Source organism: Mycobacterium shottsii (genome assembly GCF_010728525.1).
Taxonomy (GTDB): Bacteria; Actinomycetota; Actinomycetes; order Mycobacteriales; family Mycobacteriaceae; genus Mycobacterium; species Mycobacterium marinum.
In genome coordinates, this window is record NZ_AP022572.1 from 4564547 (window position 1) to 4579567 (window position 15021).

The 15021-nt window shown below is 68.1% G+C and carries 13 protein-coding genes and 1 other RNA gene; 5 read left to right on the forward strand and 9 right to left on the reverse strand.

Annotation, left to right across the window (positions count from 1 at the left end):
* Positions 1 to 91: 91 nt before the first annotated feature.
* Positions 92 to 1648: an alpha/beta hydrolase gene (locus G6N41_RS21050; protein ID WP_198965567.1), complete on the reverse strand. Its 1557-nt coding sequence runs from the start codon at positions 1646 to 1648 to the stop codon at positions 92 to 94.
* Positions 1649 to 1707: 59 nt separating this feature from the next.
* Positions 1708 to 3099, reverse strand: coding sequence for a WS/DGAT/MGAT family O-acyltransferase (locus tag G6N41_RS21055; protein ID WP_198965568.1), 1392 nt, complete (start codon positions 3097 to 3099; stop codon positions 1708 to 1710).
* A 147-nt stretch (positions 3100 to 3246) separates the two neighbouring features.
* Between G6N41_RS21055 and panB the strand changes: the two genes are divergently transcribed.
* Positions 3247 to 4140, forward strand: a complete 894-nt coding sequence (gene panB, locus G6N41_RS21060) for a 3-methyl-2-oxobutanoate hydroxymethyltransferase (protein WP_231608629.1) — start codon at positions 3247 to 3249, stop codon at positions 4138 to 4140.
* A gap of 7 nt (positions 4141 to 4147) precedes the next feature.
* Here the strand turns inward: panB and G6N41_RS21065 are convergent, their stop codons facing one another.
* Complete coding sequence (locus G6N41_RS21065; protein ID WP_198965569.1) at positions 4148 to 4576, reverse strand: heme-binding protein; 429 nt, start codon at positions 4574 to 4576, stop codon at positions 4148 to 4150.
* 156 nt (positions 4577 to 4732) lie between these two features.
* Between G6N41_RS21065 and G6N41_RS21070 the strand changes: the two genes are divergently transcribed.
* From G6N41_RS21070 to G6N41_RS21080, 4 genes are all read left to right on the forward strand, one after another.
* Complete coding sequence (locus G6N41_RS21070; protein ID WP_198965570.1) at positions 4733 to 6325, forward strand: CYTH and CHAD domain-containing protein; 1593 nt, start codon at positions 4733 to 4735, stop codon at positions 6323 to 6325.
* 561 nt (positions 6326 to 6886) lie between these two features.
* Positions 6887 to 7456 carry a sulfotransferase gene (locus G6N41_RS29000; protein WP_259593180.1) on the forward strand — a complete coding sequence of 190 codons (570 nt, stop codon included), beginning with the start codon at positions 6887 to 6889 and terminating at the stop codon, positions 7454 to 7456.
* A gap of 30 nt (positions 7457 to 7486) precedes the next feature.
* Positions 7487 to 7726, forward strand: a complete 240-nt coding sequence (locus G6N41_RS29005) for a hypothetical protein (RefSeq protein ID WP_231608631.1) — start codon at positions 7487 to 7489, stop codon at positions 7724 to 7726.
* A complete protein-coding gene (locus tag G6N41_RS21080) occupies positions 7723 to 8433 on the forward strand; it encodes a hypothetical protein (protein ID WP_198965571.1) in 711 nt (236 codons plus the stop codon). Before G6N41_RS29005 ends, G6N41_RS21080 begins: the two co-directional genes overlap by 4 nt.
* Here the strand turns inward: G6N41_RS21080 and G6N41_RS29815 are convergent.
* The 6 genes from G6N41_RS29815 to cobC form a co-directional block, all read right to left on the reverse strand.
* Positions 8372 to 9907 carry a PE family protein gene (locus G6N41_RS29815; protein ID WP_321573796.1) on the reverse strand — a complete coding sequence of 512 codons (1536 nt, stop codon included), beginning with the start codon at positions 9905 to 9907 and terminating at the stop codon, positions 8372 to 8374. The two genes, G6N41_RS21080 and G6N41_RS29815, sit on opposite strands and share 62 nt — an antisense overlap.
* 486 nt (positions 9908 to 10393) lie before the next feature.
* Positions 10394 to 10819: RNase P RNA component class A (gene rnpB / locus G6N41_RS21090), an RNA gene on the reverse strand.
* Between the two features lie 91 nt (positions 10820 to 10910).
* Positions 10911 to 12035, reverse strand: coding sequence for a bifunctional RNase H/acid phosphatase (locus tag G6N41_RS21095; protein WP_020730646.1), 1125 nt, complete (start codon positions 12033 to 12035; stop codon positions 10911 to 10913).
* Complete coding sequence (locus tag G6N41_RS21100) at positions 12032 to 12769, reverse strand: zinc ribbon domain-containing protein (RefSeq protein WP_020730645.1); 738 nt, start codon at positions 12767 to 12769, stop codon at positions 12032 to 12034. Before G6N41_RS21100 ends, G6N41_RS21095 begins: the two co-directional genes overlap by 4 nt.
* A 22-nt stretch (positions 12770 to 12791) precedes the next feature.
* On the reverse strand, positions 12792 to 13928 hold the full coding sequence (locus G6N41_RS21105; protein WP_198965573.1) for a Nif3-like dinuclear metal center hexameric protein: 1137 nt from the start codon (positions 13926 to 13928) through the stop codon (positions 12792 to 12794).
* Positions 13925 to 14980 carry an Rv2231c family pyridoxal phosphate-dependent protein CobC gene (gene cobC, locus G6N41_RS21110; protein WP_198965574.1) on the reverse strand — a complete coding sequence of 352 codons (1056 nt, stop codon included), beginning with the start codon at positions 14978 to 14980 and terminating at the stop codon, positions 13925 to 13927. Before cobC ends, G6N41_RS21105 begins: the two co-directional genes overlap by 4 nt.
* Positions 14981 to 15021: the final 41 nt, after the last annotated feature.

Below are 15021 nucleotides of genomic sequence, written 5' to 3' on the forward strand. Positions count from 1 at the left end.
GTATTCCGGGCCGCCGCTGCACCGCCCTAGGGCCAATAGTCCCTAACCGCGGCGTTCGGCGCGGAGCTGGTTACTCGGTGTCATCGCACGCCTAGCACTTCGCGCCGCGCGGTGGCGTGGTGCCGCCGATCAGATAAGCCGTGACGTAGTCGTCGATGCAGCTGTCGCCCTGGAACACCACCGTATGCTGGGTTCCGGCGAAAGTGAGCAACGAACCATGCAGCTGGTTCGCCAGATCCACCCCGGCCTTGTACGGCGTCGCCGGGTCGTGGGTGGTGGACACGATCACGGTCGGCACCAAGCCCGGCACCGACACCGCGTGGGGCTTGCTGGTCGGAGGGACCGGCCAGAACGCGCAGGTGCCAAGGGGGGCGTGGCCGGTGAACTTCCCGTAGCTCATGAACGGCGCGATCTCGCGCGAGCGGCGGTCTTCGTCCACGATCTTGGCGCGATCGGTGATGGGTGGCTGGTCAACACAGTTGATCGCGACACGCGCGTCGGTGGCGTTGGTGTAGTGGCCGTGCGAGTCGCGACGCATGTACATGTCGGCCAGGGCCAGCAGGGTGTCACCACGATCGTCGGTCAGCTCGGTGAGACCGTCGGTCAGGTGCTGCCACAGGTTGGGCGAATACAGCGCCATGATGGTGCCCACGATGGCGTCGCTGTAGCTGAGCCCGCGCGGGTCCTTGCTCCGAGCCGGCCTGCTCACCTGCAGATTGTTCGGGTCGACGAGCTTGTCGACCAGGCTGTGGTAGACGGCGACGGCCTTGGCCGGGTCGGTACCCAATGGGCAGCTGTCATTCTCGGCGCAGTCGGCGGCATAGTCGTTGAACGCTTCCTGAAACCCCTTGGCCTGCCGCAGGTCCGCCTCAATGGGATCGGCATTCGGGTCGACCGCACCGTCGAGGATCATCGCCCGCACCCGCTGCGGGTAGGCCTCGGCATATGCCGAACCGATCCGGGTGCCGTAGGAGTAGCCGAGGTAGGTCAGCTTGTCATCGCCAAGCGCCGCGCGGATGGCATCGAGGTCCCGTGCCACGTTGACCGTGCCGACGTTTTCCAGGAAGTTCTTGCCCATCTTGCCGACGCAGCGGGCAACGAACTGCTTGGTTTCCTCCTCCATCCGCGCGACGCCGGCCTCGCTGTAGTCGACCTGCGGCTCCGCGCGCAACCGGTCGTTGTTCGCGTCGGAGTTGCACCACAACGCGGGACGCGAGGACGCCACTCCGCGTGGGTCGAATCCAACCAGGTCGAAGCGCTCGTGGACGCGCTTGGGCAACGTCTGGAAGACGCCGAGCGCTGCCTCGATGCCGGATTCACCGGGCCCGCCGGGGTTGATCACCAAGGAACCGATTTTGTCGCCCGTGGCCGGAAAGCGAATCAACGCCAGCGCCGCGACATCGCCGCGGGGTTGCCGGTAGTCGACCGGCACGGCGAGTTTGCCGCACAGCGCTCCGCCGGGAATCTTCACGTTCGGATTGGAGCTGCGGCACGGTGACCACTGGATCGGCTGGCCGAGCTTCGGCTCGGCCATGCGGGCGTGCCCGCCAACGACGCGGATGCAGCCGGTCAGGACGAGCGCCACGCTGGCGATCGCGGTCCATATCAGCAGCATTCGCGCGAGCTTGTCGCGGCGAGACAGGAACATGGCAACCTATGGTGCCAGAGAACACGGTAAATGCTGGTTAACCACCGTCACCGCGCCCGTCATCCGGTCTCGGCCAGCAGTTCTTCCATTACGGTGGCGAATTCGTCGGCCATTTGCCACAAATCCGGAAGCAGCTCCGGGCAGGCCACCAGCCCGACGTCGAGTTTGCCGTTCAGCGACATCACCGTGACGTTGAGGCCCGAACCGTGGAAGATGGGCCCCAGCGGGTACATCGCCTTGACCTCACATCCCAGCATGTACAGGGGCAGCTGCGGGCCCGGCACATTGGAGACCAACAGGTTGTGCACGGGCAGGCTTTCGGTCAGCCGGCTGCTTGCATAGACACGCATGGCGGCGCCGAAGACCGCCGGCGCGGCAAATTGCGACCAGTCCTGAAGCAGCGTGGCGCCGATCGCCGAACTGTGGCCCTTGGCAACCGTATTGCCGTGCGCGATGGCGTTCAGCCGCTCGGCCGGATCGGCGATCTCGGTGTGCAGGCTGGAAAATATGGCCGATACCTGGTTACGGCCGGGACGGTCGGACTTGCCGTGCACCGACACCGGTACCGACGCCACCAACGACGACGTGGGCAGTGCGTCCCGGTCCGCCAGGTAATTGCGCAGCACGCCGGAGACCAGCCCCATCACCACGTCGTTGACCTTGACGCCGAAGTGATTCTTCACCGCCTTGATGTCCTCGAGATCCAGCTCCGCGTAGGCAACGGCGCGCCGGCCGCTGACGCGGGCGTTGAACACCGTGCGCGGCGCGGTGAATGGGCGCGCCATGGTCAGGCCTTCGCGCGCCCGCAGCAGGGTGGACACTACCGAGGACACCGTTTCGGGCACCACATTGGCCAGCTGCAACGGCCGGGTGGCGAACCTGAGCAGGCCCCCGGCGGCGATCTGCCAATCGGTGGCACCGCCGACCCCGTCGACCGGATCCGGGGCGGGAGCGTCGGCTTCGGTGGTGCACAGCTGCGACATCAGGTTGGCACCGGTCACGCCGTCGACCGCGGCATGGTGCACCTTGGTCAGGACCGCCAGGCGCCCGTCGCGGTGGCAGTCGGTGCCCGCCACTCCTTCGATCACCCACATCTCCCAGAGCGGGCGGCTGCGGTCCAACGGCAGTGAGGCGATGTGACCGCAGATTTGGGAGAGCTCGGCCCGGCCCCCCGGTGGGGGCAGGCCGATGCGGTGCAGATGCCGATGCAGCTGGAAGTCCTCGTCGTCCACCCACACCGGGTGATCGAGGTTCAGTGCGCTGTTGGCCAGCTTTTCGCGGAATTCCGGCATCGCCTTGATCCGCAGTGCCAACGCGTCCTGCAGCCGGTCGAACGTGTAGCCGCCGGGCATCGTCGACGTGTCCAGCTCCATGATCGAGCAGACGTGCATCGGCTGATTCGAGGTTTCCAGGTACAAGAAGCTGGCGTCGAGGCCACTAAGCCGCTGCATTCCGCCGATGGTAGGCCGTGCGCGGGCTCACAGTGCATCCGTGCGTAAGAAATGGCAGACTAGCCAGGTCAGATGAACCCGGGGACCCGGATATCAGCTTGTGCTGAGGGCCACGAGGATCTACCCGACCAACAGCTAGGGACAATGATGTCTGAGCAGATCTCTGAGCAGTCTGAGCAAAATGTCTATGGCGCTAACTCGCCGGTGCCCGCCGGTGAGTCGTCGCCTTCCGCGGCCAGCGCGCCGCGGACCAAGGTGCGAGCCCACCACCTGCAGAAATGGAAAGCCGAAGGCCACAAGTGGGCCATGCTCACGGTCTATGACTACTCGACCGCGCGGGCCTTCGACGACGCAGGCATCCCGGTTCTATTGGTCGGCGACTCCGCCGCCAACGTCGTGTACGGCTACGACACCACGATGCCGATCTCGATTGATGAGCTGATTCCCCTCGTGCGCGGTGTGGTGCGCGGCGCCCCGCACGCGTTGGTCGTCGCCGACCTGCCGTTCGGCAGCTACGAGTCCGGACCTTCGGCCGCGCTGCCGGCGGCCACCCGATTCATGAAGGAAGCCGGTGCCCATGCCGTCAAGCTCGAGGGCGGCGAGCGGGTGGCCGAGCAGATCGCGTGCCTGACCGTGGCGGGCATCCCGGTGATGGCCCACATCGGCTTCACCCCACAGAGCGTGAACACCTTGGGCGGGTTCCGGGTGCAGGGCCGCGGTGACGCCGCGGAACAAACGATCGCCGACGCGATCGCCGTCGCCGAAGCCGGGGCATTCTCGGTGGTGATGGAAATGGTGCCCGCGGAATTGGCCACCCAGATCACCGGCAAGCTCACCATCCCGACCATCGGGATCGGCGCCGGCCCGAGCTGCGACGGCCAGGTCCTGGTTTGGCAGGACATGGCCGGCCTCAGCAGCGGCAAGGCCCCCCGATTCGTCAAGCGCTACGCGGATGTCGGCGGCGAATTACGCCGCGCCGCGGTGCAATACGCGCAAGACGTGGCCGGCGGCGTATTTCCCGCCGAGGAGCACTGCTTCTGATTCTCCCCTACTGCTGACACCGATCCCGAAAGTCGGTCAGCGGCTGGCGAATGCCCTGTAGCTCGGCGTGTACGCCGGGGTTGGCGTCCATGCACTGCTGCAGTTGGTCACGGATGTCGTCGCGAGGCTGACCTCGCAGACCGGTGAAGTAGTCGTTGACCTCCGGATGGCTGAACAGGTACACCGAAGTCGCTGCGGCAACCCCGGCAGAAACCCCGGCCAGGTCCGCCGCCGTGCAGTTCGGCGGTGCCGGTGCGGGAGCGGGAGCGGGATCATCCGGATCTGCCCCGGCGACCGCGGACGCGAAGCCGGCTGCGCCCAGGAACATCGCGCCGGCAACGATCCCACCGGCAACCAGGCGCGATCTGGCAGCACCGAACAACACCATGAACGACTCCTTGATCAAGTATCGGAAGGCCGCCGGGACGGCCCGCATCGCACACGATAGGTGCTTTCGGGCCGGTGCAGGAACCGAATGGTGTGTGGCGTCGGCAACCGAACCTTGAGGCTCACGCGTCACCTCGATATGGCACTCTATGATGCCTATCCACGATTTCATGTCCGCGGATCTGTGGCCTGACCGGAGGCGAAAATGCCTGTAAAGGCGCCGAAGACGGCGCGTCACTTGGAGGTCGAGCGCAAGTTCGACGTCGTCGAGTCGACGGTATCGCCCTCGTTCGAAGGCATTGCGGCGGTGGCTCGTGTGGAAAGGAAGCCGGTCCAGGCGCTGGATGCGGTGTATTTCGACACCGCAGACCAAGACCTCGCGAGCAATCGGATCACCCTGCGGCGGCGCACCGGTGGCGCCGACGCCGGCTGGCATCTCAAGCTGCCGGCCGGTCGTGACGCCCGCACCGAGCTGCATGCGCCGATCACGGAGCCGGACGCATCCGAGTCCTTGGGGGCGCCGACCCAACACTGCGTTCCGGCGGAGCTGCTCGATGTGGTGTTGGCGATCGTGCGTGATCGCCCGCTGCAGCCGGTCGCGCGCATCAGCACACAGCGCGCGAGCCAGTTCTTGTACGGCGTTGACGGCGCACCGCTCGCGGAGTTCTGCGATGACCACGTCACCGCCTGGCCGGCTGGTGCCGGTCCGGATGCCGAACCGGCGCAACAACAGTGGCGCGAGTGGGAACTCGAGCTTTCGGATCCGAGCCAGAGCGCCAGTCGCGAACTGCTGGACCGGCTGAGCAACCGGCTGCTTGACACCGGAGCGGCACCGGCTGGGCACGGCTCCAAGCTGGCTCGGGTGCTGGGCTCGACCTCGCCGTCGGCGGGCCGGCCCGAACCGGCGGATCCGGTGCACCGCGCGGTGGCCCGCTACGTTGCGGAGCTGCTGGTGTGGGATCGCGCCGTGCGCGCCGACGTCGACGATTCCGTCCATCAGATGCGGGTGACCACCCGCAAAATTCGCAGCCTGCTCGCGGATTCGCAGGATTCGTTCGGATTGGCCGACAAGGCGTGGGTTCTCGACGAGCTGCGCGAACTCGCCGCCGTGCTGGGGGTGACCCGTGATGCCGAGGTGCTTGGCCAGCGCTACCAGCACGCCCTGGAGAGGCTAGACCCGACGCTGGTGCGCGGACCCGTCTACGAGCGTCTGGTCGACGGGGCCCGGCGCCGCTACCACGCCGGGCTGCGGCGGTCGCTGGTGGCCATGCGGTCCAAGCGCTACTTCCGCCTGCTCGATGCCCTCGACGCCATCGCGGCCGCGTATCCGGCCGACACCGCCGCCGCGGGGGCTGAGCCGGCCCCACCCCCGAGTATCGAGGCGGCTTACCGACGGGTCCGCAAGGCCGCCAAACTCGCCAAGGCGGCCGCCAAGGCGCCAAGTTCGCCGGTCGAGTCTGCCGCCGTGGACGCGGGTGCCCACCTCGGCCCCAACGAGGCGCTGCACCGAATCCGCAAGCGCGCCAAGAGGCTGCGCTACACCGCCGCGGCCACCGGAGCCATCCAGGTCTCCAGCCAGGCCAAGGCCATCCAGACGCTGCTCGGCGATCACCAGGACAGCGTGGTCAGCCGAGAGCACCTGCTCCACGAGACCGATGCGGCGCACGCCGCGGGCCAGGACACCTTTACCTACGGCCTGCTGTATCAGCGGGAGAGCGATCTGGCCGAGGGTTGCCGGCAGCGGCTCGACGCCGCCCTGCACCGGCTCGACAAGTCGGTACGCAAGACCCGACGCTGAGTGCGGGTGGGCAAGTCAAACGCCATCCCACGCGCAGCATCAGGGCTCCGACGAACAAAGCGAAGGCCAGTAGTGCGAGCAGGCCCAACACGTTGGTTATCAGGCGGGCACACAGATGGCCGCGTCACGGTGAAGCTGCCGGGTGTGGCACCGCCGCGGATCAGCGCCAGCGCGCGGCTGTCGCAGAGTCGGCCGATAATCCCGGCGTCTCGATCACGTCGGCGGTGGCTGCCCAGCGGGCGCTGGAGCTGCCGGTACGGATGGGCAGCGCGACCGGCGAAGCCGGGCTGCGCGATGGGGATTACGTCGGTGCGGTACTGAATCGTGCGGCACGGGTTCTGAATCCGCGGCCAGCACCACCGCAACCATCACCGCGACGGCGTAACATCACCCGCCGAAGCCAGAACCTCCGCCGGCCCAGCCCCCGTGTTCCCCCAGACCGATCTTGATGAGCCTGGCTCATGGCGGGCGGCCGCGTTCATGCGCGATCATCCGACAAAAGGAATTTGCGATCGGTTAGCATGACGGCATCACACGAGGTAGACGTCCGCAGAGCAGGTCATGGTGCGGAAGCCAAGTCGGGGATGTGCCGTGAAAGCCATTCATTTCATCTCCGGTCTGCCGCGGTCGGGTTCGACGTTGCTGGCCGCGTTGCTGCGGCAAAACCCGCGGTTCCAGGCCGGAATGTCGGGTCCGCTGGCCGGCCTGTTCGGCGCCCTGCTCGACGAAATGAGTGGGCGCAACGAGTTTTCGGTGTTCATCGATGACGCCAAGCGCGAGCGCATCCTGCGCGGGTTGTTCAACGACTTCTATGCGGACTGCACCGCCGAGGTGACCTTTGACACCAACCGCGGCTGGTGTGCGTGGATGCCCGCGATTGCGCGACTGTTTCCCGATGCGAAAGTGATTGCCTGCGTGCTTGAACTGCAGTGGGTGGTGGACAGCATCGAGCGGTTGATTCAACACAACGTCTTTAGCCCGTCGTCGATTTTCAACTACAGCGCCGGCGGCACGGTGTTTAGCCGCGCCACAAGTGTGGTGGCGCCCGACGGCATGGTCGGCGGTCCCTACGATGCCCTGCGGCAGGCGTGCTACGGCGCGCAACGAGATCGACTTCTGTTGCTGCAGTAAGAAACCCTGAGCACCGACCCGGCCAAGGCGATGCAGGCCATCTACTCGTTTCTGGGTGAGCCGGTGTTTGAGCACGATTTCGGCCATGTCGAGTACGACGTCACCGAGTTCGACGAGCGCGCCGGGACACCGGGGTTGCACACCGTGCGCCCCACGGTCACGGCCGAAGCGCGCGACACGTTGCTACCGCCGGATCTGTTCAACCGCTTCACCCACGACGCCTTCTGGCGCGACCCGGAGAGGATTCCGGCCGGGCTGACGGTCGTGTGAGGTTTGTTCTCTCCCAGCCATCTCGACGAGGCCGTGGTGGCGTTTCGATCAGCGGTGAACTGTCACGGCACATTCGCGCCGGGCGTACCGAAAAGGTCCACTCCCATCCAGTCGGGGGGAGCTGTGAGGTCGGCGGCCCCGCCGTTGCCGCCGGTATTGCCCAGGCCGGTGCCGCTACCGCCGTTGCGGCCGGTGCCGGTGCTGGTGTCGATGGTGCCGCCGGTGTTTGCGGTGAAGGTGGATCCCCCGCCGTTGCCGCCGATGCCGTCGGTGATGCCGTCACCGCCGGCCCCGCCGTTGGTGGCGCTGCTAGTGACGGTGCCGCCCCCGACGGCGTTGATTCGGGCTTGGTTTCCGGCGCCGCCGATGCCGCCGCCGCTTCCTGCCCCGCCGACCCCGCCGGTCGCGTAGCCAGTGGCGACGGAGCTGGCCGCCCCGTTGGCGAAGAGGTTGGCGCTGCCTCCGGAGCCGCCGCGGCCGCCGATGCCAGCGCCACCGCCGCCGCCGGTGGCCGTGCCGTCAGTGAGGGTGGCGCCGCTATAACCTCTGATCGAGGCGTAGTTTCCGCTGCCGCCGTAGCCGCCGGCGGTGCCCGCGCCCCCGGCGCCGCCGATGGAGATGCCGCTGGCGGAGCTGCCCGCGCCGTTAGCCCGAAGGAAGGCGTTGCCGCCGCCGCCGTGGCCGCCGGTGGTGCCCGCACCCCGTAGCCGCCGCTGACCGTGCCCGTGGCGGTGCCGCCGTTAGAAGCACTGACCTGGGCGTAGCCGCCAACGCCGCCGAGGCCGGCGGTGGTGCCCGCGCCCCCGAAGCCACCGATGGCGCTGCCGCTGGCGGAGCTGCCGGCACCGTTGGCAAATAGGGCGCCGCTACCGCCGCCGCCGCCGCTGCCGCCGGTGGTGCCCGCACCCCCGACGCCGCCGGTCGCCGTGCCGCCGGTGATGGTGCCGCCCCGCTGGTGCTAATGGTGGCGTCGCCTCCGCGGCCGCCGCTGGCGTGGTTGGTGCCGCCGGCCCCACCGGCCCCGCCGGTAGCGGTACCGTCGGCGGAGCTGCCGGCATCGCTGGCGGCGAGGGTGGCGTTGCCTCCGTGGCCGCCAACCCCGCCGGCGGCCACGGTGGTACCGGCGCCGCCGACGCCGCCCTCACCACCGGTGGCGGTACCGCTGGTAATGCCGCCGCTGGTGGGTAGCACCCTGGCGCCGCCGCCGCCGCCACCGCCGTAGCCCGGCCCGCCGCTGGTGGCCGCCGCGCCCGCGCCACCGGCCCCGCCGGCGCCGGCAGTCGCACCGGTGCCGACAGCCCCGCCGCTGCCGCCCTGGCCGCCGTCGCCGCCGGCACCGTCGGTGCCACCCACGCCGCTGTCCCCGCCGGCACCGCCGCCCCCGCCGCTCCCGAACAGCCCGACCGCGCGGCCACCGACGCCACCGACCCCGCCGGGGCCGCCGTGGCCGCCGGACGCGCCGGCTGCGGCCATCGGGTCGGCGGCTGCGTCATAGCCGAGGCCGCCCTGCCCGCCGGCCCCGCCGTGACCACCCATGCCGGGCGCCGCGGTGGCTGAACCGGCAGCACCCAGCCCGCCGACACCGCCGGCCCCGCCGCCGCCGAAGATCAGCCCACCGGCACCACCGTTGCCTCCGGTCCCGCCGACCGCGCCGCTGCCCGCATAGGCGGTCCCGCCGGATCCGCCGTGACCGCCGGAGCCGAACAGGAACGCCGACCCACCGGCCCCGCCCGCGCCACCGGCCGGGCTGGTGGCCGTACCCGGCGTGCCCGATCCGCCATCGCCGCCATCGCCCCACAACCATCCACCGGGCCCACCGGCCTGCCCGGTGCCCGGCGCCCCATCGGTACCCGGCCCAACCAACGGGCGCCCGGTGAACTGCAGGAACGGCGCATTGATGGCGTCTTGCACCCCCACGGCCGCAGCGGCTGCCGCTTGCAGCGGCGACGCGCTGGCGGCCTCGGTGGCCGCATACAAGAACCCACCGCCATTCAGCGCCTGCACGAACTGGTCATGAAACAGCGACGCCTGCGCGCCCAGCGCCTGAAACTGCTGGGCGTAACCACCAAACAACTTTGCGACCGCCGCCGACACTTCATCCTCAGCCGCCGCCGCAATCGATGTCGTCAAGCCCGCCGACGCCGCATGCGCCTCCCTGATCGACGACCCCAGGCTGCTCAAGCTGGAAGACGCTGCAGCTAACTCCTCGGGTGCGGCATAAACAAAAGTTGACACTCGTCAATCCCCATCACGACCGGACGGTCCAAGTCCGAAGGAAACAATTTTCGGCCTTTTCCGACTTTTCCGAGACGCTACGCCCGCCCATTCCGATCATCGCAGCAAATCTACGGTCCGGTGACAGAAGCCCCATGCTCTTAAGGACCTAAGTCACTAACTCGTGAGGCTAATTAACCAACGGCAAACTAGCGAAAGGCAACCCACCGAAGTTTGCCACCAAAGGCACCGGCGCCCGTCGTCGCGGCTGACCTTCTTGGCGGCCAGCGGTGCACATCGCCGGATCAGCAAACTCCGTCCCACAGTCCCGCCTACAGCCACCTGTGGCCCGATTCCGACAACCGGACGCGGGACGCAATTGATTCGGTGCTCGGATCTGCTGCGGACGCAAGCGGCTCCGGCTAGCTGAATATGCAGGTCGTAGACGTAAGGCGGACGAGTTGGCCTGTAAGCCGGATTCTGTTCCACACCGCCGCGGCTGAACCAGCGGCGGCGCGGCGGCGACCATCCATCTGGGCACACCGTCGCCGGGTACCTCGAGCGGCCTACCCGCAGACTCGGGCGAGCAGCCCTCAAACGCCTGCGCGGCCGCACCTACGGTACGGCCTTCTTGACCTTGCTTCGGGTGGGGTTTGCCTAGCCACCCCGGTCACCCGGGGTGCTGGTGCGCTCTTACCGCACCGTTTCACCCTTACCACCGCGAGAGTGGCGGTCTGTTTTCTGTGGCACTTTCCCGCGAGTCACCTCGGATTGCTGTTAGCAATCACCCTGCTCTGTGAAGTCCGGACTTTCCTCGACTCGACGCTGACCTCATGACAAAACGAGCCCAACGCGAGCCGCGGCCGCCCAGCCAACTCGTCCGCGGAAGATACGCTACCCGCTACGCAAAATCGCGGCCAACAGACGCCGTCGAACCGAGCCGCTGGCCCGATCGTTGACGGCGGCGCTGCTACAGGTAGCCGGTCTGGTTGACCAGCCGCACCGACGACGCGCCGTCGGCATAGAACTCGGCGATGCTCAGCGACGCCAGATCAAGATGCAGCCGGTAGAGGACCTCGGAGCCCACATCGAGCGCGAGTCGCAGCAACATCTTGATGGGCGTGACGTGTGAGACCACCAGCACGGTCGTGCCTTCATACCGGGAGATCATCCGGTCGCGTCCGCGCCGAACCCGCCGCAGCACTTCATCGAAGCTCTCACCGCCCGGCGGCGTGATGCTGGTGTCGTTGAGCCAACGATGGTGCAGGTCGGGGTCGCGGTTGGCGGCCTCCGCGAAAGTCATGCCTTCCCAGACCCCGAAGTCCGTTTCGACCAGGTCTTCGTCCACCGTCACGTCCAGCCCGAGGGCTCGGGCCGCCGTCGTCGCCGTATCGTAGGCACGCTGCAGAGGCGAGGACACCACCGCAGCAATTCCGCCGCGTTGCGCGATGTAGCGGGCGGCCAAACCGGCTTGGCGCCAACCGACTTCGTTGAGCGCCGGGTTGCCGCGCCCGGAATAGCGGCGTTGCACCGACAGTTCGGTCTGACCATGTCGCAGCAGCAGCAGCCTGGTGGCCGTATCGCGTCTACCGGTCCATCCGGGAGCTGCCGGGGTTTGCACAGGCGCCGTGTTGGCGGGGTCGGCGACGGCGGCCACCGCCACGGTACCGGGTTCGCCACGCCGATTGGTGCGAACCGCTGCGTCCATCGCTTCGTTGGCCAGCCGGTCGGCATGCGCATTGCGGGCCCGCGGAATCCAGGCGTAGCTGATCCGGCGGAATTGCCCTGCCAGCTCGCGCGCCTGCCCATGCAGTTCCACCAGGTCCGGGTGCTTGACCTTCCAGCGCCCGCACATCTGCTCGACCACCAGTTTGGAATCCATCAGGACCGACACTTCGGTGGCACCCAGCTTGACGGCGTCGTCCAAACCGGCTATCAGACCGCGGTATTCAGCGACGTTGTTGGTGGCGCGGCCGATCGCCTGTTTGCTCTCCGCCAACACGGTCGAGCGGTCCGCGGTCCACACCACTGCGCCGTATCCGGCCGGCCCCGGGTTACCACGCGATCCACCATCAGCTTCGATGATGACTTTCACAGCTCGGGTCCCTTGATCCGTAAGAGGATCGCGGCGCATTCCGGACACCGAAGCACCTCGTCCTCGGCGGCCGCCGAGATACGAGCCAATTCGCTGCGGCCGATCTCAATACGGCAGGCACCGCAACGGTGGCCCTGCAACTGCCCCGCGCCTGGCCCGCCGCCAGCCCGCAGCCGTTCGTAGAGCGCGGCAAGATCGGGATTCAACGATGCGGCCAGCGTGTCGCGTCGCGATGAATGTTCTTGACGGGATTGGTCGAGTTCGGCCATGGCGGCATCGACGGACTGCTGGGCAGCGGTCAGTTCGGCTTGCAGGACTTCGAGCGCCGCAATCTCAGTGTTCTGTTGCGCCTGCAACTCCTCGCGGCGCTCCATCACCTCCAACAGCGAATCTTCCAGACTGGCCTGGCGGCGTTCCAGGGTCTCCAGCTCGTGCTGCAGGTCAGCCAATTGCTTGGCATCCACAGCCCCCGAGGTGAGCAATGACCGGTCCCGGTCTTCGCGCTTACGTACCGCGTCGATCTCGTCTTCCAGGCGTGAAACCTGGGCGTCCAAGTCCTCCAACCCGATTCGCACCGCAGCGAGTCGGTCACCGACCGCCTCGTGCTGAACCCGAACCTGCTCGAAAGCGGACCCCTCGGGCAGATGGGTGGACCGATGGGCGATCCGTGACAGCTCAGCATCGAGCTTCGCCAACTCCAATAGCGAACGCTGCTGTGCCGCTTCGGCCTTCATGTCTGATCTCCCGGTCCTATTCTCAGCTGTCGTTCTCGCGGCTTGCTGCAACGTTCCACGGGTCGGTACGCAACGGACATACCCGCACCGGCAGCGCCTCACCGAAATGGGACCGCAGCACCTCGGCCGCCTGGCCGCACCAAGGGAACTCGCTTGCCCAATGCGCGACGTCGATCAACGCGACCGCGGAGGCGCGGCGATGTTCGTCAGCAGGATGATGGCGCAGATCTGCGGTGAGGTAGGCCTGGACGTCCGCCGCGGCCGCCGCGGACAGTAGTGAATCGCCGGCGCCACCGCACACCGCCACCCGCGTCACCAGCATCTCGGGGTCCCCCGCCGCGCGCACTCCCCAGGACGTCTGCGGTAGCGCGGCGCCGACGCGAGAGACGAAGTCGCGCAAGGTTTGCGGCCGGTCCAGCGTGCCGATGCGCCCCAACCCGACATCGGCCGGTGGTGGCACCAGCGCAAGAATGTCGAATGCCGGCTCTTCGTACGGGTGCGCGGCTCGCATGGCCGACAGCACGGCGGCACGGGCGCGCGCGGGTGCGATGACCTCGACCCGGTCCTCGGTGACTCGTTCGACGATGCCGACGCTGCCGATCGCCGGTGACGCGCCGTCCAGCGGGAGGAACTGCCCGATGCCCGTAACGCTCCAGCTGCAATGCGAGTAGTCACCGATATGTCCGGCGCCAGCGTCATAGATCGCCGCCTGCACGGGTTCTGCGTGCTCGCGCGGCACATAGATGACCCACTTGTCCAGCTCGGCCACGCTTGGCGACCGGGCGAGCACGGATTCGACGGTCAGTCCCAGCGCTTGGGCCAGCGCGTCGGACACCCCCGGCGATGCCGAGTCGGCGTTGGTGTGCGCGGTGAACAGCGAGCGACCCGTCCGGATCAAACGGTGGATTAGCGCACCCTTGGCGGTATTGGCGGCCACCGTATCGACCCCGCGCAACAGCAACGGGTGATGGGCCAGCAGCAACCCGCGCTCCGGAACCTCATCGACAACCGCCGGCGTGGCGTCCACCGCGACCGTCACCGATTCCACCGGTTCCCCGGGATCTCCACACACCAGGCCGACCGAGTCCCAGGACTCGGCAAGGCGCGGCGGATATGCGCCGTCGAGCACTTCGATGACGTCAGCGAGCCGAACGCTCATCGTCGCCTCCCGCTGCGGCCGGCCTGCCTGGCTTCGGCGATGGCATCGACCAGCTGCGGCCATTCGGGCCGCACCGCCGCCCGCAAATACCCGTCGTCCAAGCCGACGAAGGTGTCGCAGCGACGGATCGCGATTCCGCGCTGATGCAGCCGTTTGCGCACCTCATCGGCCTCGGGGACGCCGAACAAGACAAACGGTGCGCAGCCGTCGACCACGCTGGCACCAACCGAAGCAAGGCCGCTGACCATCTCGGCCCGCGATGCCAGCAGCCGTCGAGCATCGGCGGCGGATTCGGCCACCGCTTCGGGCGTGCAGCAGGCCGCGATGGCCGTCAACGGCAGGGTGCCCACCGGCCAGTGGGCCCGCATCCGGGTCAGCCGGTCCAGCAGGTCCGGCGCGCCAAGGGCGTACCCCACCCGCAGACCTGCCAGTGACCACGTCTTGGTCAGGCTGCGCAGCACCAGCACGTCGGGCAGGCAGTCACCGGCCAGCGACTCCGGCTCGCCGGGAACGGCGTCCGCGAACGCCTCGTCGACCACCAGGATCCGGTCCGGCCTGCGCAATGCCAGCAGCTGCTCGCGGCTGTGCAACACCGAGGTCGGGTTGGTCGGATTGCCGACGACGACCAGGTCGGCATCGTCGGGGACCGCGGCTTCATCCAGACGGAACGGCGGCGCCAGCACCACATGGTGCACCGGGATCCCCGCGGCGCTCAGGGCCGCGGCCGGCTCGGTGAATGACGGCGCGATAATTGCTGCCCGAGCCGGACGCAGGTTGCTCAACAGCGCAAAACCCTCGGCGGCCCCGGCCAGCGGCAGCACCTCCGCGCGGGTTCGGCGGTGACGCAGCGCCGCCGCACCCTGCGCGCGCTGGGTGTCCTCGATGCTGGGATAGCGTGCCAGCGTGGTCAGCTGTTGCGCCAGCAGTTCGACCAGCCAGTGCGGCGGGTGCGGGTGGCGGACATTCACGGCGAAATCCAGCATGCCGGGCGTGGCGGCCTGATCCCCGTGATAACGCGCCGCCGCCAGCGGGCTCGTGTCCAGACTCACCACCTAGAAAACACTAGTGCGCCGGTGACAGAACCAGGCATCCG

Excerpts from the sequence above, each read along its gene's own strand:
- G6N41_RS21055 (WP_198965568.1), bottom strand. The coding sequence starts at position 3,099 with ATGCAGCGGCTTAGTGGCCTCGACGCCAGCTTCTTGTACCTGGAAACC.
- panB (WP_231608629.1), top strand. The coding sequence starts at position 3,247 with ATGTCTGAGCAGATCTCTGAGCAGTCTGAGCAAAATGTCTATGGCGCT.
- G6N41_RS21105 (WP_198965573.1), bottom strand. The coding sequence starts at position 13,928 with ATGAGCGTTCGGCTCGCTGACGTCATCGAAGTGCTCGACGGCGCATAT.
- G6N41_RS29005 (WP_231608631.1), top strand. The coding sequence starts at position 7,487 with ATGCAGGCCATCTACTCGTTTCTGGGTGAGCCGGTGTTTGAGCACGAT.
- G6N41_RS21065 (WP_198965569.1), bottom strand. The coding sequence starts at position 4,576 with ATGCGGGCCGTCCCGGCGGCCTTCCGATACTTGATCAAGGAGTCGTTC.
- G6N41_RS21100 (WP_020730645.1), bottom strand. The coding sequence starts at position 12,769 with ATGAAGGCCGAAGCGGCACAGCAGCGTTCGCTATTGGAGTTGGCGAAG.
- G6N41_RS29000 (WP_259593180.1), top strand. The coding sequence starts at position 6,887 with ATGGTGCGGAAGCCAAGTCGGGGATGTGCCGTGAAAGCCATTCATTTC.
- G6N41_RS21050 (WP_198965567.1), bottom strand. The coding sequence starts at position 1,648 with ATGTTCCTGTCTCGCCGCGACAAGCTCGCGCGAATGCTGCTGATATGG.
- G6N41_RS21070 (WP_198965570.1), top strand. The coding sequence starts at position 4,733 with ATGCCTGTAAAGGCGCCGAAGACGGCGCGTCACTTGGAGGTCGAGCGC.